The organism is Dongia sp., from assembly GCF_041910485.1.
In the GTDB taxonomy this organism is placed as follows: domain Bacteria; phylum Pseudomonadota; class Alphaproteobacteria; order Dongiales; family Dongiaceae; genus Dongia.
The window spans coordinates 131,251-149,756 of sequence record NZ_JAYRQR010000047.1; the positions used below are offsets into that span (position 1 = coordinate 131,251).

Here is an 18,506-nt window from a genome sequence, read left to right on the forward strand (position 1 = left end):
ATGACGCGGCGGCCGTGCATCGCCACTCGCCACCCGAGTAGTCTCGGAGGACGCCGGCACCGGTTCGGCAATGAGGCGTGGCTGGCTCACGGATAAACCCGCAGGGTCAGACCTGCAGGATTTCCTTTTCCTTGGACGCCAGCGTCTCGTCGACCTTCTTCACATGCTCGTCGGTGAGCTTCTGCATCAGGTCGGCGAGCTTCTTGTGCTCGTCCTCGGTGATCTTGTGGTCTTTTTCCTGCTTCTTCAGGAAATCCATGCCGTCGCGGCGCACGTTGCGGACCGCGACGCGGCCCTGCTCGGCGTATTTGTGGGCGACCTTGGTCAGTTCCTGGCGGCGTTCCTGCGAAAGCTCAGGCAGCGGCACGCGCACAGTGGTGCCGTCGCTGGCCGGGTTGAGGCCGAGGCCGGCGTCGCGGATGGCCTTCTCAACCGCCGAGACCATGCCCTTGTCCCAGACCTGGACCGTGATCATGCGCGGCTCCGGCACGCTGACCGTGCCAACCTGGTTGAGCGGCATCGTGCTGCCATAGGCGCTGACCTGGACCGGGTCCAGCAGATTGACCGAGGCGCGGCCGGTACGAAGGCCGGCGAATTCCTTGCGCAGGGCCTCCAGCGCGCCGTCCATGCGGCGCTTGTAATCTTCGAGACGCGGATCGCTCATGGAACCCTCTCCTACCCTTTCAGTCAGCTCTTGGTCTTTTCGTGTCGATGGCCGATCACCGTGAAGCGGCCGCGATTCTGCAGCACCTCGGCCATCATGCCGGGGGTGTGAACCGAAAAAACGATGATCGGAATGTCGTTGTCGCGGGCGAGTGCGATCGCCGTCGCGTCCATCACCTTCAAGTCGCGCGCCAGCACGTCCTGATGGCTCAATTGCTGGTAGCGCTCGGCATCCTTGTGGATCTTCGGATCGGCGCTGTAGACGCCGTCGACCTTGGTGCCCTTCAAAAGCGCCTGGCAACCCATTTCGGACGCGCGCAAGGCAGCGGCGGTATCGGTCGTGAAATAGGGATTGCCGGTGCCGGCCGCGAAAATCACGACGCGGCGCTTTTCCAAATGGCGCACGGCGCGACGGCGGATATAGGGCTCGCACACCGATTGCATCGGAATGGCGGAGAGGACCCGGGTATCGACGCCAAGCTGCTCGAGCGCGTTCTGCATGGCGAGCGCGTTCATGACGGTCGCCAGCATGCCCATATAGTCGGCCGAGGCGCGCTGCATGCCTTCGGAAGCGCCGGCAATGCCGCGGAAGATATTGCCGCCGCCGATGACCAGGCAGCATTCGACGCCGAGCTCGTGGACGGTCTTCACTTCCTGGGCGACGCGATTGACGGTTGCTGGTTCCAGGCCGTAGTCGCGCTGGCCCATCAGGGCCTCGCCGGAGATTTTCAGCAGGACACGCTTATAGAGGAGGCCCGGGGGCGGCGCGGATGGGGCATGGGCGACGGTCGGATGTTCACCTTCAGCGACCGTCGACGATGCACCAGCCTTGGACATACGCAATTCTCCCTGCACTCTCTGTAATCTAGGCCCAGCCGGGGTTTCGACCAGGCGGCCGCTCTTGGAAATGGGCGGCTGGCGGGCGGCGACCAGATGGCCGGCGCCCGCCGAACTATACCCCGATTCGGCGGCGCAGGAAGCACCCGCCGAAAACCGGACAATTAGGCGCGGAGCTGGGCCGCGACTTCGGACGCGAAGTCCTTTTCTTCCTTCTCGATGCCCTCGCCCAGGGCCATACGGGCAAAGCCCACCAGCTTCACGGGGGCGCCGATTTCCTTGGCGGCCTTTTCGACCACCTGCTTCACGCGGCTTTCGCCGTCGATGACGTAAAGCTGCTCGAGGAGAACGACTTCCTCGTAGAACTTGCGGACGCGACCTTCGACCATCTTGCCGATGATCTCTTCCGGCTTGCCCGAAGCACGGGCCTGCTCGGTGAGAACGGCGCGCTCACGCTCGAGGCTCGACGGGTCGACGCTGCTGATGTCGAGCGACTGCGGGTTGGCAGCGGCCACATGCATGGCGATCTGCTTACCCAGCGCCTGGAGCTTCGCGGCATCGCCGGTCGATTCCAGAGCCACAAGCACGCCGATCTTGCCCATGCCCGGAGCGGCGGCATTGTGCACATAGGAAGCGACGACGCCGTTCGAGACGGCAAGGCGCTTCGAGCGGCGCAGGTTCATGTTCTCGCCGATGGTGGCGACCAGGTTGGTCAGCTTCTCGGCGACGGTGCCGCCTTCCGGATGCTTGGCGTTCTTCAACGCCTCGACATCGTCATGGGCCAGCGCCAGACGGGCGACGGCCGAGACGAAGCCTTGGAACTGCTCGTTGCGGGCGACGAAATCGGTTTCGGAATTCACTTCGACGAGCGCGCCGACATTGCCTTCGGCGGCAGCACCGACCAAGCCTTCGGCGGCGACGCGGCCGGCCTTCTTGGCAGCGGCGGCAAGGCCCTTCTTGCGCAGCCAGTCGATCGCTTCCTCGATATTGCCGTTGGTCTCACCGAGCGCCTTCTTGCAATCCATCATGCCGGCGCCAGAGGCTTCGCGCAGCTCCTTCACGAGCGCAGCAGTAATCTCGGCCATGGTCCTTATCCTTCCGTCTTAATTCGGTAACTGGGTATTCAGATGTGGCAATGGGGTCCGGCGCGGTAACGCCCCGGACCCCACGCTATGCCGAAGCAATCGTTACGCCGAAGCGCCCTGCTCGATGCCTTCGTCGCCCGGGATCTGTTCGGCCGGGAGCTCTTCGGATTCGCCGATGTCGGCACCCGAGGAGATCGCTTCCTGCTGCAGGCCGTCGAGCACGGCGCCCGAGAAGAGGTCGCAGTAGAGCGAGATGGCGCGGATGGCGTCGTCATTGCCCGGAACCGGGAAATTGATGCCTTCCGGCGAGGAGTTCGAATCAAGGATGGCGACGATCGGAATGCCAAGCTTGTTGGCTTCCTTCACCGCGAGCGATTCCTTGTTGGTGTCGATGATGACGAGGATGTCGGGCTGGCCGCCCATGTCCTTGATGCCGCCCAGCGCGCGCTCCAGCTTGTCGCGGTCGCGGGTCATCATCAGAAGTTCTTTCTTGGTGAGGCCGACGGTGTTGGTCGTCAGCTTCTCCTCGATCTCGCGCAGGCGCTTGATCGACTGCGAGATGGTCTTCCAGTTGGAGAGCATGCCGCCCAGCCAACGATGGTTGACGTAATACTGGCCGCAACGCTTGGCAGCTTCGGCGACCTTGTCGGCCGCGGCGCGCTTGGTGCCGACGAAGAGAACACGACCACCGGCAGCGGCGATGTCGCGCACGGTCTTGATCGCCTGCTCGAGCATCGGGGCGGTGTATTCGAGATTGATGATATGCACGCCGTTACGGACGCCGAACAGATAGGGGGCCATCTGCGGGTTCCAACGACGGGTGTGGTGACCAAAGTGAACGCCAGCTTCCAAGAGCTGACGCATGCTGAATTGTGGCAGCGCCATTTCAAAGTCCTTTTCCGGTTAAGCCTCTGCGGATTTTGCGTTCCAAATCAAAGATCTAGAACACCGGAGCGAAGTCTGCCGGGATGTCTCCCCGACAGCGCGCGAACCCGCATGCGGTTTGTTAGTGGCGGTGAAATACAGGGTTACGGCCGAAATGGCAAGGGTTGGTCCCGGGAAAGTGTTAATGGATCGGCTTGACCAGAAAATCCCGCCCAGATAGGAATATTGGCAGGATCGCGTGGGGATGGGGATATATCAATGATTCGCAGGGCAATTCTGCTGGCGGGCTGCTGTCTTGGCCTGAGTTCCGTGCAGGCAGCGGCGCAGTCCGCGTCGGAAGTCGATTGGTCGGGATTCAGCATCAGCGCCCTTGCCGGCGGCGGCATCCTCACCCCCGAAACTGAAGCCGAAGGCGTCAAGCCGAGCGCCTATTTCACGGACGCCAGTGACCATACGCAGTTGAAGGATGCCGGAAGTGGCAGCCCGACCGATTGGGATTGGTCGGCCAGCTTGCAGCTGGGCTATTCGCGCCAATTCGGCAATGTCGTCCTCGGCGTCGGCGCCACGGGCGACCTGCTGTTGTGGGATGAAAAGCGCAGCAGCACGCAAGACTGGATCAGCCTCGCGGGGGCGGAATTTACGCTGAAGCAGCGCGTGGAAGCCGATTGGATGGTCGCATTGCGTCCCCGCCTCGGTTGGGCACAGGACAATTGGCTGGTTTATGTCATGGCCGGCCCCACCCTTAGCCGGCTCAAAATAGAGACCGATTACTCGGATACCGTCGGTACGGGCGGGGAAGGACATAGCTCCGATTCGGAAACGCAGCTGGGCTACGTTGTTGGTATCGGCGGCGATTATGCCATCGACAAGAACTGGTCCGTTTCCGCGCAATACTCCTATACCGACCTTGGGACCGTAGACAACAGTACCCACGTCTTCAATGCGTCTCAGCCTGCCAGCCCTGGCGACATTGACAGTTCCGTCGATCTATCGAGCCATATGATGATGGTCGGTTTTACGTACCGGTTTGACGCGTTCTAGCTGAACGACCGTCTCAGGTATCCATCACCTCGGCGACACCCTGCATGGCGCGGATGGCACCGCGCACGGCAGGTGTCACGGCAAATTGCTCGCGGAGCGTGATGTCGACCTCGCGTTTTTGTTCGGGCAGGTCGATGACGAACTCGATGCGCCCCTTCCCCCTTCCCGCCTTGGTCAGGACCTGCTTGATCGGATCGACCGGGCTTGCATCCTTGAGGAAGATCTTTAGGCCCGCCGCCGTGGCCGCCGCCGCCTGATCGAGGCTAGAAACCTCGTTCACCATGAGGCGCAAGCCGCCCTCTTCTTCCTGTCGGCAATCGACGTTGAGGAGGAGTGCCCGGCCAGGTTCCAGCATTTCGCGGGCTTGCGTCAGGCGTTCGGAAAAGATGGTTGCTTCAAACATACCGCTGGGATCGGTCAGCTGGATGAAGGCGAAGCGGTTGCCCTTCTGCGAGGTACGTTCCTGCTTGCCGACGACGAGACCGGCAACCCGCGCCTTCGAGGCGCCTTTGGCCTTCAGCCAAGCGGGCAAGTCGGCGAAGGGAACGACATCCAGACGCTTCAGGCTGGCGCCGTATGAGTCCAGAGGGTGCGCCGAGAGATAAAAGCCGATGGCACCGAATTCGTGCTGCAGCCGCTCCATCGGCAGCCAATCCTGCACGGGCGGCAGGGTCAGGCGCACCTGTGTCGTCTCGGCGAACATACTCGATTGGTTGCTGCCCTTGGCCTCATGTGCCGCCTGCGACTGCCGCAGCATCTGTTCGACACTGTCATGCACCTGCTGGCGGTTGGGATTGAGGCTGTCGAAAGCACCGGCCAGGACAAGATTTTCGACCTGCCGCTTGTTGAGCCCCTTGGGGTCGATGCGTTCGCAGAAATCCTCGAGATTTTTGAAGGGGCCGCCCGCATCGCGCGCCTTCACCATCGCTTCGACCGGACCCATGCCGACATTCTTGACGGCGCCCAGCGCGTAACGAACCGCCAGCGTACCGTCCGGCTGCTGCTCGACCGCGAATGTGGGCTCCGACTTGTTGACATCGGGCTGCAGCAGCTTGATGCCGATGCGGTTGAGTTCCTGGCGGAAGGCGTTGAGCTTGTCGGTATTGCCCATATCGTAGGTCATCGACGCAGCGAAGAACTCGACCGGGTAGTTGGCCTTCAGATAAGCGGTCTGGTAGGCGACCAGCGCATAGGCTGCGGCATGGCTCTTGTTGAAGCCGTAGCCCGCGAATTTGTTGACCTGATCGAAGATCTCGCCAGCCTTCTCCGCCTTCACCTTGCGCTCGACCGCGCCGTCGATGAACAGCTTGCGCTGGGCCTCCATCTCCTCCTTGATCTTCTTGCCCATCGCGCGGCGCAACAGGTCGGCGCCGCCCAGGCTGTAGCCGGACAGCACCTGGGCAATCTGCATGACCTGTTCCTGATAGATCATGATGCCGAAGGTTTCCTTGAGGATTCCTTCGAGCGAGGGATGGAGATAGTCCGGCTCCTCGCGCCCATGTTTGCAATTGATGTATTTCGGGATGTTGTCCATCGGGCCGGGACGATAGAGCGCCACGACGGCGATGATGTCCTCGAACCGGTCGGGCTTCAGCTTGCGCAGCACGTCGCGCATGCCGGAACTTTCCAGCTGGAACACGCCGGTCGCATCGCCCTTGGCAAGCATTTCGTAGGTATTGGCATCATCGAGCGGCAGATGGTCGATGTCGATCTCGATGCCGCGCTTCCTGAGCAGCCGATCGGCCGTGCGCAGGACCGAGAGTGTCTTCAGACCGAGGAAGTCGAATTTGACGAGGCCCGCCTTTTCGACATCCTTCATGTTGAACTGCGTCACCGGCATGTCCGAGCGCGGGTCTCGGTACATCGGCACCAGTTGATCGAGCGGCCGGTCACCGATGACTACACCGGCGGCATGGGTCGAAGCGTGCCGGTAGAGACCCTCGAGCTTTTGCGCGACTTCCATCAGGCGCTTGACACTGGGATCCTCGCTCATGGCATCGCGCAGCTGGCGCTCGCCCTCGATCGCTTCCTTCAGGGTGATCGGATTGGCCGGGTTGTTCGGGATGAGCTTGGAGAGCCGGTCGACCTGACCATAGGGCATCTGCAACACGCGCCCAACGTCGCGCACGGCAGCACGCGCCTGCAGCTTACCGAAGGTGATGATCTGCCCGACCTTGTCTCGGCCGTAGCGTTCCTGGACGTGCTTGATGACTTCTTCGCGCCGGTCCTGGCAGAAATCGATGTCGAAGTCCGGCATCGAAATACGTTCCGGATTGAGGAAACGTTCGAAGAGGAGGCCCCAACGCAATGGATCGAGGTCAGTGATGGTGAGCGACCAGGCAACGACCGAACCGGCGCCGGAACCGCGACCCGGGCCTACCGGAATGCCGTGCGCCTTCGCCCATTGAATGAATTCGGCAACGATGAGGAAGTAGCCGGGAAAGCCCATCTGAATGATGACGCCGAGCTCGAATTCCAGCCGGTCGCGATAGGGCTTCTTCGCCTCTTCCGAGATGTCCATCGCGGTCAGGCGTTTCTCCAAGCCTTGCGCCGCCATTTCCCGCAGGGCATCGTCCTCGCTCTTGCCATCGGAGAAAGCCGGCAAGATCGGCTTGCGCGCCGGCGGCATGTAGGCGCAACGCTGGGCAATCACCAATGTGTTGGCGATCGCTTCGGGAATGTCGGCAAAGAGCTGGGCCATTTCGGCGCCGGATTTGAAGCGATGCTCGCGCGTCACCTTGCGGCGGTTGGTTTCGGCAACATAGGTGCCGCCGGCAATACAGAGCAGCGCATCATGCGCAAGGTACATACCCTCGTCGGAAAAATAGACATCGTTCGTGGCGACGAGCGGCAGATTGTGCGCATAGGCCAGGTTGATGAGGCTTTCCTCGATACGAGCCTCGTCGTCGAGCCCGTGGCGCATCAGTTCGACATAGAGGCGACCGGGAAAGATCGCAGCCAGGCGCAAAAGAGCCGCCTCCGCTGCCTGGTCCTGCCCTTCCTGCAACAGGCGCCCGATGAGCCCCTTGGGCCCGCCGGTGAGGGCAAGCAAGCCGTCGGCATGGGCCGCGATATCCTCCAAGGAAATCTGCGGTGGAGTTCCGGGCTCGCTTTTCAGATAGGCGTCGCTCGACAGTTTAGCGAGGTTCGCATAACCCAGCTCGGACTGCACCAACAGGACGATCTGGTCCGGGGCCGGTATCTGCATTTGATGCGGATCCCGCTCACGGGCAAGGCCCAGCTGGCACCCGGTGATCGGCTGGACGCCGGCATCCTTGGCCAGACTGGAAAACTCCATCGCACCAAACAGGTTGCCCGTGTCGGTCACGGCGACGGCCGGCATGGAATTGCGCTTGCAGAGTTCGACCAGTTGCTTGTTCTTGATCGCCCCTTCCGAGAGGGAATAGGCAGAATGAACGCGCAAATGGACAAAATCGGCGTGGGGCATTGGAACTATCTGGACCGGTGAGTCGTGGGACGGTCGACTCTAGTAGGATTCACCGGGTGATGGAAGAACGGCAAGTTGGCGGAAACCCTCGTTTCCCTCCCCCTCGATCCGCCAAAGAAAAAGCCCTCCGTGGACAGGGCGGAGGGCCTAGTGAGGCCAAGATCCATCGTTCGGGGGACGATCTCGGCCGGACCTGGCCAACGACCAGGACGGGAAAGCAATGCGAGGACGGGGTTTAGAACTTATTGCCAGGGTTGCGAGAATAGCGCCGCAAGACCAGCCGGCATCTGCTCGGCAGCCGGCGTACCGAAACCGTAGCTCATCGGCGCATCGACCTCGTTCCAGGCAAAGCGCCGCGCATGCGGATAGATCTGGGCACCGACATTGGGCGGTACGAGGTCAAGGGTCAGCGCCTCGGCACCACCGGTCGACGCCAAGCGAATGCCACCCGCGGTCTTGAGCGGTATCAGCGCGAACAGACGGCGTAACGGTGTGGCGCCAAGGCGCAGGGCATTCTGACGCGCCTGCTGCAGATTGCGGGCGGCACTCAGCGGCAGCCATTCCAGGATGCCATTGGCGACAAAGCGCGCCACAGCCACTTCGCCGAATTCAATGAGTTGGGCCAGATTGAGATGCCGATCAGCGGCCCGTGACGTCACGACGCGATAGAGCAACACGTCGCTGTCGACATCAATGGCATAGGCCACGCCGTTGGCGACATCGACGAACGCCATACCGATGCCGAAACGCTGGCGCGCCAGTCGCTCCCACGCCAAGTCGGTCTCTCGTTCCGACCAGTTACGATCGCCTGCGTCGGCGAGACCCGCCGATTCCGGGCCGTCAAGCCAGCGGTCACGGCGCAAAGTGACGATATCCTGAATGTCAGGGGAAAGCCCGACCGCCGGAGCAGCGACCTTGCTGTTGATTCCGGATGAATTGGCCCCGATCAATTTGGTCTGCACGGTCATAGCGGCACCTCACCCGATCCTGCGATGCCCCAGCCCGGGCCAAAGATCTGTTGAACGATCCGTGGCCCGGGCTAGGCACCCTCTCTGATCAGGAGAATGCGCGATTCCGGTTGCTGCTCCTTTGCAGGCGCATGACAAGTCCATGACTCGGCCCGTCAGCCACCGATTTCGCCGCCATCCTGCTTGGTGATAGCAACGACGCTGGGTCGCGGCAGACTGTCGGCGCCGAAGTCCGGCCAGCGCGTTGTGACCTTGTCCAGGCTCTCCGAGTTTTCGGCCGGATGCTGGACGGAGACGAAGAGCGTCTTTCCATCCGGCGTGAAGGCAGGGCCGCACATTTCAGCACCTGTCGGGCAGGCGAAGAAGAAGCGCGGCAACGCCCGCCCATCACCAAGCGTGTCAGCACCATAGAGACCGTCGGCGATGTCGAAATCGGTGGCACCGTCGCTGGCGATCCATATGCGGCCCTTGGGATCGAAGGCGATGTTGTCGGGAGCAGCGAACCAGCCGTCAGGGCTGATACCCGGATTGTACTTTGCCCCCTCTTCCGCCTTGGCCGGATTGCCGGCGAGGAGGAACACGTCCCACTTGAACGTGTCGGCGGCATGGTCCGCATCCTTGCCCTCGCCCGGCGGGAGCATTTCCAGGATGTGGCCATAGAGATTCTCTGCGCGCGGGTTGGCGCCGTCCACTTGATCGGCCTTGCGCTTCTTGTTCTTGGTCATCACCGCATAGACGCGACCGGTCGCCGGATTGGGTTCCATGTCTTCCGGCCGGTCCATCTTGGTGGCGCCGACAGTGTCGCCGGCAAGGCGCGCCTTGATGAGCACTTCGGCCTGGTCGGCGAAGCCGTTCTCGGCCGTCAGACCATTCTGACCATGAATGAGCGGGATCCATGTCAGCATCCCGTCGTCGCTGAACTTCGCCACCGACAAGGTGCCTTCGTCCAGCAACTTCTTGTTGGCAGCCCGATCGTCCGGGTTGAACGTGCCGGCACTCACAAAGCGGTAGATATATTCGAAATAGTCGTCGTCACCGGTATAGACGACGACACGGCCGTCCTTGTTGACGATCGAGGTCGCGGCTTCATGCCCCATGCGGCCGAGCGCCGTGCGCTTGACCGGCGCTTCGTCGGGTGCATAAGGGTCGATCTCGACAACCCAGTCAAAGCGGTTAGGCTCGTTCGCTTCCTGATCCAGATTGAAACGCGCCTCGATGCGCGCAAAGCCATAATAATCGGAACCATCATAGGCATAGCGTTCAAGGAGCTTCGGATCGCCGCCCTTGGCCGGGTCGCCACCAAATGTATCGGAGAGGCCTTCCTCACAGGAAAGGACCGTGCCCCAGGGCGTCACGCCACCCGAGCAATTGTAACCGGTGCCGAAGACCTTGGTGCCGGTCGGATCGGCCGATGTCTGCAGAAGCTTGTGACCTGCAGCCGGCCCGGAGATCGCAATCTCAGTGGTGCCGGTGATACGGCGGTTGAACTTGCTATCCTTCACCACCTGCCACTTGCCGCCTTCCTTTTTGATCTCGACGATCGAATGGCCCCAGGATTGTTGGATCGTTCGGATCTGATCTTCCGACATCTTCTTGGCGGCATCATCCTCGGTCAGACCCGGGAACATGATGTGCGGATCGGGATATTCGTTGTTGACGCAAAGGAGGCCATGATCGCTGCTGGTCGAGCCGAGCGGCAGCGGCAGATAGCCGATGAAGTCGCAATTGTAGCCGAACTGCTTGGCCTGGGTGGCGGCACTCTGCTGGCCTGCCTCCAGATCGGCACCGCCCAGAATCGCCTCACCCCAGCGCACCAGAATGTCGGCGTTATACCCATCGGCGACGTGATGCGTCTGGTCATAGACCTTCTTCAGTTCCGGGAAAGTCAGAGTCGAGGCGCTGGCGGCAGCCTGGGCGCCAGGCAAACGCAGCGACATGGCAGACGCCGCAGCAGCGCCGGCTGCGCCGAGCAACATGGTGCGGCGCGAGAAGCGTGCGGACACGAGTTCTGCATATGTGGGTGTCGATGACTTTTGCGGATTTACCGCCATCGTTGCCTCCTGTCGGGGAATGGGAAGAGGTTCTGCGTAGTCCCCGGCAATGACGGATCACGCGGCCAATTCATGAAGGATATGTGACAGAAAAGCCCGGCCGGAACGGTCCGGCCGGGCTTCCTGTCTTTTCAACCAACTGGGAGATCAGGCGCCGATTTCGCCGCCATCGTCCTTGGTCACGGCAACGACGGATGGACGTGCCGGCACGCCTTCCTTGAAGTCCGGCCAACGAGTCGACGGCGCCGCGAAGTTCGCGCCCTTTTCTTCGCCCGGATGCTGGATGGAGACGAAAAGGGTCTTTCCGTCCGGCGTGAAGGCCGGGCCGCAAAGCTCAGCGCCGCGGGGGCAACCCAGGAAGTGACGCGTGATCGCGCGCCCCTCACCTTCCGTCTCAGTGACCCAGAGACCATCATGGACGCCGAAATCCGGGAAGCCGTCGGTAGCAATCCAGAGGCGACCCGACGCGTCGAAGGCGACGTTGTCCGGGTTGGCGAACCAGCCCGCATCACTGACGGCACCGCCATAGCCGGCACCTTCCGCCGGGTCATTCGGGTTGCCCGCCTTAATGAAGGCGCTCCAGCCATAGGCCGTCGCGGCGTGATCGGCCTTGCCGTCAACCATCGGCGGGACCATCTCGATGATATGGCCCCACTTGTTTTCGGCGCGGTCGTTGGCCGGGTTGAGATCGTCGGCCTTGCGCTTGTCGTTCTTGGTGAGAACGACATAGACCTTGCCGGTCTTGTCGCTGGTTTCGATATCTTCCGGGCGGTCCATCTTGGTCGCACCCAGCACGTCGCCCGCGCGGCGGGCATCGATCAGCACGTCAGCCTGGGATTTGAACCCGTTGGCCTCGGTGAGGTCGCCCTGCCCGTGCACCAGCGGCAGCCAGGTCACATTGCCCTCGGCGTCAAACTTCGCCACATAGAGGGTGCCGTCATTGAGCAGTTCGGAATTGGCACGGCCCTTGGCCGCATCGAAAGTGCCGTTGCTGACGAATTTGTAGACATACTCGAAGCGCTCATCGTCGCCGGTATAGACGACGAGGCGGCCGTCACCGTTGATGACGGTGGTCGCCGCTTCATGCTTGAAGCGGCCCAGCGCCGTGTGCTTGACCGGCTTCGACGTCGGATCATAGGGATCGACTTCGATGATCCAGCCGAAGCGGTTCGGTTCATTGGGTTCCTTGGTCACGTCGAAGCGCGCGTCGAACTTGCCCCAGGCATAGGACGGTTCGCCCTTGATGCCCATGCGCTTGGCGTTGGCCGCTTCCGCGGTGCCGGCCGGATCGCCACCGAAATACTGATGGATGTTCTCTTCGGCGGACAGGATCGTGCCCCAGGGAGTCCACCCGCCGGCACAATTGTTCATCGTGCCGAAGACCTTGGTGCCGGTGGCATCAGCCGACGTCTTCAGGCGGTCATGACCAGCAGCTGGACCGACCAATTCCATCTCGGTCGCCAGCGAGATGCGACGATTGAGCTTGCCGTCCGCCACCGCCGACCAGCTGTTGCCGTCCTTCTTGATCTCGACAACCGACAGGCCGTGCGCGGCTTGTTCGTAGGCCGCCATTTCCGCGGTCGTGCCGGCCAGGGCTTCCTTGCCGTCCGCAAAACCGGGGAAGATCATGTGGGCGTCGGTATATTCGTGATTGACCACCAGCAGGCCGTGGTCGCTGCTGTCCGAACCCTCGGGCAGCGGGCAGAAGTGGATGAAGTCGTTGTTGTAGCCGAATTGCTGGCCTTGCGCGGCAGCATCGCGCTTCTCAGCGTCGAAATCAGCAGCACCGGCAATGATCGGATCGCCCCAACGCAGAATCGCCTTCGCCGTGTACCCGGCCGGAATGTGGAGATTCTCGTCATAGGCATGGGCGATTTCGCTGAAGGACAGCGCCGGCGCAGCCTTCGCCGAGCGCGCCATGAAGCCGCCACCGGCGCCGATGGCACCCACGGCAGCACTCGCAAGCAAACCCTTCAGCGCGGCGCGGCGCGACATGCGCTGCACGATGAGATCGGCCATGGTCTGGCCGGCGCTCGGGTTGGATGGGTTGCGATCGTCTTCGTTATTGATCGTCACCGGCATGCGGTAATGACGTTCAGTCATCGCGTGAGCCTCCTCTGTCTAAAGCGATGAGGGCGCTATAACCGCGTTTCGTGACATTCTGCGGTCAGAGACATGACGGGCCAATGACCGGCCATCCGACTTTAGGCGGTGACGAGTTCTCCGTCGCGCAACGTCACCACCCGGTCCATGCGTTCCGCAATCTCCAGATTGTGCGTGGCGATCAGCGCCGCCACGCCGAAATCGTGAACAAGATTGCGCAGCATCCCAAACACATCTTCCGATGTGTTGTGATCGAGGTTTCCAGTAGGCTCGTCCGCCAGCAGGATTTTTGGATCATTTGCCAGGGCGCGAGCAATGGCGACACGCTGCTGCTCACCACCGGAAAGCTTGCCAGGCCGGTGGTCGAGGCGCTTGGCGAGACCTACGCGCGTGAGAAGATCGATCGCGCGCGGCGTCGCCTCCTTGCGCGATTTTCCGGCGATCATCTGCGGAATGATCACATTCTCCAGCGCCGAGAACTCAGGCAGCAGATGATGATGCTGGTAGACAAAGCCCATCGTCTGTCGGCGCGCCGCCGTCTTCGCGTCGTCGCCCAGGGCATTCATCGTTTTGCCACCGACAATGATTTCACCGTCCACGGCCTTTTCCAGCATACCGGTGATATGCAGCAACGTCGATTTTCCGGACCCGGATGGGCCGATCAACGCCACCATCTCGCCACGCCGCAGGATCAGATCTGCATTGCGAATGACCTCAAGGCGCCCGTCGGCCTGAGCGAAGCTCTGCCGGATGCCTTTCAATTCCAGCACCACGTCGCCATTGTTGGCGTGGCCCTTACTCATAGCGGAGGGCCTCCACCGGATCGAGACGCGCGGCGCGCCAGGCAGGGTAGATCGAGGCCAGCAAGGTGAGGACCAGCGACATCGCCGATATCAAGGCCACTTCCAACGGATCGACGATCGCCGGCAGCTTGGAGAGAAAATAGATCGTTTCGTTGAAGAGATCCGTGCCTGTGATGCTCTCAAGCCCGCGCCGGATCGTCTCGATGTTCGCAGCGAATGCGACGCCCAGCAAGCAGCCGAAGATCGTGCCGACGATGCCGATGCTGGCACCCGACAGCAGGAAGATGCGCAGGATCATGCCCTGGGTCGCGCCCATCGTCCGCATGATGGCGATGTTCCGCGCCTTGTCCTTCACCATCATGATCTGGCCACTGATGATATTGAAGGCAGCAACGACGATGATGAGCGTCAGGATCAGGAACATGACGTTCCGCTCGACTTCAACGGCAGTGAAGAAGTCGCGGTTCGCTTCCTGCCAATCGCCGATATGGTAACCGTCGCCGATCGAGGCAATGATTTCCGACTTGGCCGTCGGCAGATTGTTGATGTTCTTCGCCATCACTTCGATGTTCGTCGCGCCGTTCTTCACCTTGAAGTAAATCTGGCCCATCTTCAAATTCGCGAAGGCGATGGTGTTGTCATACTGGTACATGCCGACATTGAAGATGCCGACCACCGTGAACGTTTTCATGCGTGGAATGGCACCGCCCATGGTCACATTGATGTCCGGCGAAATCGCCGTCACTTCACTGCCGATCCCGGCACGGATGGCGCGCGCCATTGCCTGGCCGATGATGATTCCGTCCGGGTTCCGCAAGCCATCGATGGAGCCCGCGACGAGGCTGTCGGCAATGAGCGCCTTGGCCTTCAAATCCTCAAGGCGCACGCCGCGAAGGATGGCACCGACACCACCATCCTGCCCCGTCAGAAAGACCTGGCCTTCGACGATCGGCGTCGCTGATGCGATGCTGGGCAAAGCACGCAGGACATTGGTGAGCTTGTCGTAGTCCTGGACCGAGCCGCTGTTGGCGCTGATCGACAGATGCGCGTTAAATCCCAAAATCCGATCGAGCAATTCGGCACGGAAGCCGTTCATCACCGACATGACGACGATGAGCGTCGCCACGCCGAGACCGATTCCCAGCAACGAGAACAGCGCAATGACCGACACGAAGCCTTCCTGGCGGCGCGCGCGCAAATAGCGCATCGCCACCAGGCGCTCGAAGGCGGAAAAGATCATGCGCCGAGCTTCTTCAGTGCCGCTTCGGCCGAGATTTCCTCGACGGCGCCGGTCTTGCGGAGCTTGAACTCCACTTCGCCCTTGGCGGCACCGCGCGGACCAACCACGACCTGATAGGGCAGGCCGATGAGATCCATCTGCGCAAACTTCTCACCCGCGCGGACATCGCGGTCATCATAGAGGACTTCGATGCCAGCGCGGCGCATCTTGGCGTAGAGTTCGTCCGCCATCGGGGTGGTCACGGCATCGCCAGCCTTGAGGTTGATGAGGCCGACTTTAAAGGGGGCAACACTTTCCGGCCAGATGATGCCCTTGTCGTCGTGGCTGGCTTCAATGATACCACCCACCAGACGCGAAACACCGATGCCGTAGGAGCCCATATGGACCGGAACGGTCTGGCCTTCCGGATTCTGCACCTGAGCACGCAGCGGCTCGGAATATTTTGTGCCGAAATAGAAGATATGGCCGACTTCGATGCCACGCGCTTCAACCTGGCGGTCCTTCGGCAAGGCGCCGAACTTCGCGGCGTCGTGCTTTTCGTCGGTTGCGGCGTAGTCGGTCGTCCACTGCTTCACCAATGGCTCGAGATCGCTGTCGTAGTCGATGTCGAGCGACAGCACATCGCGCTCGATGAAGCTCTTGTCGCAGAAGACGGCGCTCTCGCCGGTGTCGGCGAGAATGATGAATTCGTGGCTGAGGTCGCCGCCGATCGGCCCGGTATCCGCCGCCATCGGGATCGCGCGCAAGCCCATCCGCGCGAAGGTGCGCAGGTACGAGACGAACATCTTGTTATAGGCCCGCTTGGCACCGGCCTGATCGAGGTCGAAGCTGTAGGCGTCCTTCATCAGGAATTCGCGGCCGCGCATGACGCCGAAACGGGGACGCACCTCATCGCGGAACTTCCACTGGATGTGATAGAGCATCTTCGGGACGTCGCGGTAGCTCTTCGCGGCGTTGCGAAAAATCTCGGTGATCTGCTCCTCGTTCGTGGGACCGTAGAGCATCTCGCGGTCATGGCGGTCGGTGATGCGCAGCATCTCCTTGCCGTAATCGTCATAGCGACCGCTCTCGCGCCAGAGGTCCGCCGACTGGATCGTCGGCATCAGCACTTCCTGGCAACCGGCGCGATCCTGCTCCTCGCGAACAATGCGCTCGATATTCTTCAGCACCTTGAAACCCAACGGCAACCAGGAATATATTCCCGCACTGGCTTGCCGCACCATGCCGGCGCGCAGCATCAGGCGGTGAGAGACAATCTGGGCCTCCGAGGGGTTCTCCCGGAGGGTCGGCATGAAGAATTGACTGGAACGCATGGAAAAGGCCTTGGGCTCGAGAATGGTCGTTGATCGGCGGGGGACTTTAGGCAATGCCCCTTTACCTGTCCACAAGCGCGGCGGCTGGTAAGCCAATGGCCCATAGGGTTTTAGGGCTGGCCCGCCCGTTCTCGGCAAACTTCTTCCAAGGCTGCCGCCTCGGCATCCCCGAGAAGCTGACCTTCGTAGAAGACCTGATCACCTTTGACGGTGACCACCCCGACCTGGGCCTTGGCATTCCAAAGTGCCGAGTTGGCCGGGATGTGGAACCTGTCCTGGATAAGGATTTCGATCGGAATAATGATCGTTTCCGGGGGCTTGATCTGGTACCCGCCGCCCAGATCGGCCGGCGCCACGGGGTTCCCGCGCACGTCGATTCCGGGCTGATATTCGACGCCCGGCGCCTGCCGGTATTTGACCAGCCGGGCGCAATCCTCCCGGGTGACGGCAATATCCGCCTTTGCTGGCAATGCTCCAGCGAAGCAGGTAAGAATGGCCAGCAGCGCGTTAATAATCGCGATTCGGCGGCGATCGATCACAGGGATGGGCTCGGTCGGGTCAAGGATTTGGCTGGTCATGCAAGCAGTCTAGCAGCATGCCCAGCGGGTCGCGAGTAACGCTCTGGTGACGAAAGATTATTTCCGTCTCGGCCCGTCGCTGGCGATTGGGCAGGGATGCTGGTGGTGGGGAAGCTGGAGATAGCGGATGGCAGGTCCCTTTTCGGAGGAGCCAGCGGCCAACACGATGACTCGGCTGCGCCAGATCGGTCTGGCAACTGCCGGGCTTGGTGTCATGATTGCGGATTGTCTGCCGGTCTTGCGGCCGGAGCTCAATCCGCAACCCTTGCCTGTTGCCATTGCCTGGCTCTCCCTCGCCTTTCCGCTCCTCGTTCCGGCCACTCTCATTGACCGATTGCCTGCCCTGCGGGTCATTGCGCGCCGCGACCTGCTGATGGGGCCTGCAATCGTCTGCGCTCTCTTCATTCTTCCCGGGCTGACAGCATTGGGTTGGGTTGGGCTCGCCATTGCCGCCCTGCTGACGGCAGCAGCAGCGGTCGAGCATATCGTCACCTGCGTCGAACGGCATGGAATAGACCTGCTGTGGGTCTGGATCCCGGCGATCGCCCTTGCTGGTCTGGCGATCGTTCATTTCACCGATCCACCAGCAATGGAATCGGCTTTCGGGATTCTGGTCAGCCTCCTCGAGCTTTCGAGCGATGGGGACAATGCGCGCATCGTCCTGCTTGTCGTCGCCTTGCCATTTCTTGTTGCAAGCCTTGCCATGGCCGGAACGTTGATCGGCAGTTCGCTGCGCGAGCAGAGTACGACTACCATCATCCCGATGCTGATGGCCCTATTCCTTGGTGTCACGCTGCCGACGCTCGGCTTCGGGCCCAGCGTACTCAGCGACGGCACCATGCTATTAGCAGCCGCAGTAATGGCCCTGGGGATCGCCCCACTCTTCGTGCTGGCAGCCGACGAGACGGCCGAGCCACCAGTGGTGGAAGCCGCTATTTGGGGCTTCGCCTTATTGCTGGTCCTGCTTCTGTCGCTGATCGACAGTGCCATGGGGCTTGCCTGGAGTATCGTGCTACTCGCCTGGATCTATCGCCACTATGGCCACCGCGCCCGTTTCTTCCAGATCATGCTGGTTTCGGCCCTGGTCTTGTGGGCAGGGATGGAAACAATCACGGGGCAGTGGCATTTGCTGGACGGTGCAACCCCTTTTGGCCGTCCCTTCCCTATCGACATGTGGGTAGAGGGCAGAACCGCAGCCCTTGCCGGCAGCCATGTCGCCGTCTTGGCCACACTGTTGCTGACCGCGCTAGGCTTTCAGCGTGGCGCCAATGATGTGCGCAAATATGCCTTGCTGACCCTGCTGGTCGCGATGATCCTGATCGACTTCCTGGTGCTGGCGGTGGGTCTGGTTGAGGCCGAGGCCCTGCGGTTCATTTCTGCGATCGGCTGGATGGCACTACCGTTCCTGCTGGCCGAACTGCTGTCGCTGCTCCCCTCGGGCCCAATCATCTATCTGTTCGGGCGCAACGGATTTATGTCGCGCGGCTAGCG

The 18,506-nt window shown here is 61.6% G+C and carries 14 protein-coding genes; 2 read left to right on the forward strand and 12 right to left on the reverse strand.

Annotated features, from left to right (window positions below):
* Positions 1-106: 106 nt before the first annotated feature.
* The 4 genes from frr to rpsB form a co-directional block, all read right to left on the reverse strand.
* Positions 107-664 carry a ribosome recycling factor gene (gene frr / locus ACE3PP_RS15455; protein ID WP_374383862.1) on the reverse strand — a complete coding sequence of 186 codons (558 nt, stop codon included), beginning with the start codon at positions 662-664 and terminating at the stop codon, positions 107-109.
* 23 nt (positions 665-687) lie between these two features.
* Entirely contained in the window at positions 688-1,500 is an 813-nt protein-coding gene (pyrH, locus tag ACE3PP_RS15460; protein ID WP_374383863.1) for a UMP kinase, read from the reverse strand.
* Between the two features lie 164 nt (positions 1,501-1,664).
* Positions 1,665-2,585, reverse strand: coding sequence for a translation elongation factor Ts (gene tsf, locus ACE3PP_RS15465; RefSeq protein ID WP_374383864.1), 921 nt, complete (start codon positions 2,583-2,585; stop codon positions 1,665-1,667).
* A 102-nt stretch (positions 2,586-2,687) separates the two neighbouring features.
* The gene (rpsB, locus tag ACE3PP_RS15470; protein ID WP_374383866.1) at positions 2,688-3,470 is read right to left on the reverse strand and encodes a 30S ribosomal protein S2; all 783 of its coding nucleotides are present in this window, start codon (positions 3,468-3,470) and stop codon (positions 2,688-2,690) included.
* Between the two features lie 258 nt (positions 3,471-3,728).
* On the opposite strand from rpsB, the gene ACE3PP_RS15475 reads away from it, so the two are divergent.
* Positions 3,729-4,511, forward strand: coding sequence for an outer membrane protein (locus ACE3PP_RS15475; protein ID WP_374383868.1), 783 nt, complete (start codon positions 3,729-3,731; stop codon positions 4,509-4,511).
* 13 nt (positions 4,512-4,524) lie between these two features.
* Here the strand turns inward: ACE3PP_RS15475 and dnaE are convergent, their stop codons facing one another.
* From dnaE to ACE3PP_RS15515, 8 genes are all read right to left on the reverse strand, one after another.
* Positions 4,525-7,959, reverse strand: a complete 3,435-nt coding sequence (gene dnaE, locus ACE3PP_RS15480) for a DNA polymerase III subunit alpha (protein WP_374383870.1) — start codon at positions 7,957-7,959, stop codon at positions 4,525-4,527.
* Positions 7,960-8,201: 242 nt separating this feature from the next.
* Positions 8,202-8,927, reverse strand: coding sequence for a hypothetical protein (locus tag ACE3PP_RS15485; RefSeq protein ID WP_374383872.1), 726 nt, complete (start codon positions 8,925-8,927; stop codon positions 8,202-8,204).
* Positions 8,928-9,082: 155 nt separating this feature from the next.
* Positions 9,083-10,978, reverse strand: coding sequence for a PhoX family phosphatase (locus ACE3PP_RS15490; RefSeq protein ID WP_374383874.1), 1,896 nt, complete (start codon positions 10,976-10,978; stop codon positions 9,083-9,085).
* 147 nt (positions 10,979-11,125) lie between these two features.
* Positions 11,126-13,081, reverse strand: a complete 1,956-nt coding sequence (locus tag ACE3PP_RS15495; protein WP_374383876.1) for a PhoX family phosphatase — start codon at positions 13,079-13,081, stop codon at positions 11,126-11,128.
* Positions 13,082-13,182: 101 nt separating this feature from the next.
* A complete protein-coding gene (locus ACE3PP_RS15500; RefSeq protein WP_374383878.1) occupies positions 13,183-13,884 on the reverse strand; it encodes an ABC transporter ATP-binding protein in 702 nt (233 codons plus the stop codon).
* A complete protein-coding gene (locus tag ACE3PP_RS15505; protein WP_374383880.1) occupies positions 13,877-15,124 on the reverse strand; it encodes a lipoprotein-releasing ABC transporter permease subunit in 1,248 nt (415 codons plus the stop codon). The genes ACE3PP_RS15500 and ACE3PP_RS15505 overlap by 8 nt, the downstream gene beginning before the upstream one ends.
* Positions 15,121-16,437: a proline--tRNA ligase gene (gene proS, locus ACE3PP_RS15510; protein WP_374383882.1), complete on the reverse strand. Its 1,317-nt coding sequence runs from the start codon at positions 16,435-16,437 to the stop codon at positions 15,121-15,123. Before proS ends, ACE3PP_RS15505 begins: the two co-directional genes overlap by 4 nt.
* Positions 16,438-16,547: 110 nt before the next feature.
* Positions 16,548-17,015, reverse strand: coding sequence for a hypothetical protein (locus tag ACE3PP_RS15515; protein ID WP_374383884.1), 468 nt, complete (start codon positions 17,013-17,015; stop codon positions 16,548-16,550).
* A gap of 127 nt (positions 17,016-17,142) precedes the next feature.
* Between ACE3PP_RS15515 and ACE3PP_RS15520 the strand changes: the two genes are divergently transcribed.
* Positions 17,143-18,504 carry a hypothetical protein gene (locus ACE3PP_RS15520; protein WP_374383886.1) on the forward strand — a complete coding sequence of 454 codons (1,362 nt, stop codon included), beginning with the start codon at positions 17,143-17,145 and terminating at the stop codon, positions 18,502-18,504.
* The last annotated feature ends 2 nt before the right edge of the window (positions 18,505-18,506 follow it).

What these genes read in the sequence shown, in the direction of transcription:
- frr (WP_374383862.1), bottom strand. Translation starts at nt 664, where the DNA reads ATGAGCGATCCGCGTCTCGAAGATTACAAGCGCCGCATGGACGGCGCG.
- pyrH (WP_374383863.1), bottom strand. Translation starts at nt 1,500, where the DNA reads ATGTCCAAGGCTGGTGCATCGTCGACGGTCGCTGAAGGTGAACATCCG.
- tsf (WP_374383864.1), bottom strand. Translation starts at nt 2,585, where the DNA reads ATGGCCGAGATTACTGCTGCGCTCGTGAAGGAGCTGCGCGAAGCCTCT.
- rpsB (WP_374383866.1), bottom strand. Translation starts at nt 3,470, where the DNA reads ATGGCGCTGCCACAATTCAGCATGCGTCAGCTCTTGGAAGCTGGCGTT.
- ACE3PP_RS15475 (WP_374383868.1), top strand. Translation starts at nt 3,729, where the DNA reads ATGATTCGCAGGGCAATTCTGCTGGCGGGCTGCTGTCTTGGCCTGAGT.
- dnaE (WP_374383870.1), bottom strand. Translation starts at nt 7,959, where the DNA reads ATGCCCCACGCCGATTTTGTCCATTTGCGCGTTCATTCTGCCTATTCC.
- ACE3PP_RS15485 (WP_374383872.1), bottom strand. Translation starts at nt 8,927, where the DNA reads ATGACCGTGCAGACCAAATTGATCGGGGCCAATTCATCCGGAATCAAC.
- ACE3PP_RS15490 (WP_374383874.1), bottom strand. Translation starts at nt 10,978, where the DNA reads ATGGCGGTAAATCCGCAAAAGTCATCGACACCCACATATGCAGAACTC.
- ACE3PP_RS15495 (WP_374383876.1), bottom strand. Translation starts at nt 13,081, where the DNA reads ATGACTGAACGTCATTACCGCATGCCGGTGACGATCAATAACGAAGAC.
- ACE3PP_RS15500 (WP_374383878.1), bottom strand. Translation starts at nt 13,884, where the DNA reads ATGAGTAAGGGCCACGCCAACAATGGCGACGTGGTGCTGGAATTGAAA.
- ACE3PP_RS15505 (WP_374383880.1), bottom strand. Translation starts at nt 15,124, where the DNA reads ATGATCTTTTCCGCCTTCGAGCGCCTGGTGGCGATGCGCTATTTGCGC.
- proS (WP_374383882.1), bottom strand. Translation starts at nt 16,437, where the DNA reads ATGCGTTCCAGTCAATTCTTCATGCCGACCCTCCGGGAGAACCCCTCG.
- ACE3PP_RS15515 (WP_374383884.1), bottom strand. Translation starts at nt 17,015, where the DNA reads ATGACCAGCCAAATCCTTGACCCGACCGAGCCCATCCCTGTGATCGAT.
- ACE3PP_RS15520 (WP_374383886.1), top strand. Translation starts at nt 17,143, where the DNA reads ATGGCAGGTCCCTTTTCGGAGGAGCCAGCGGCCAACACGATGACTCGG.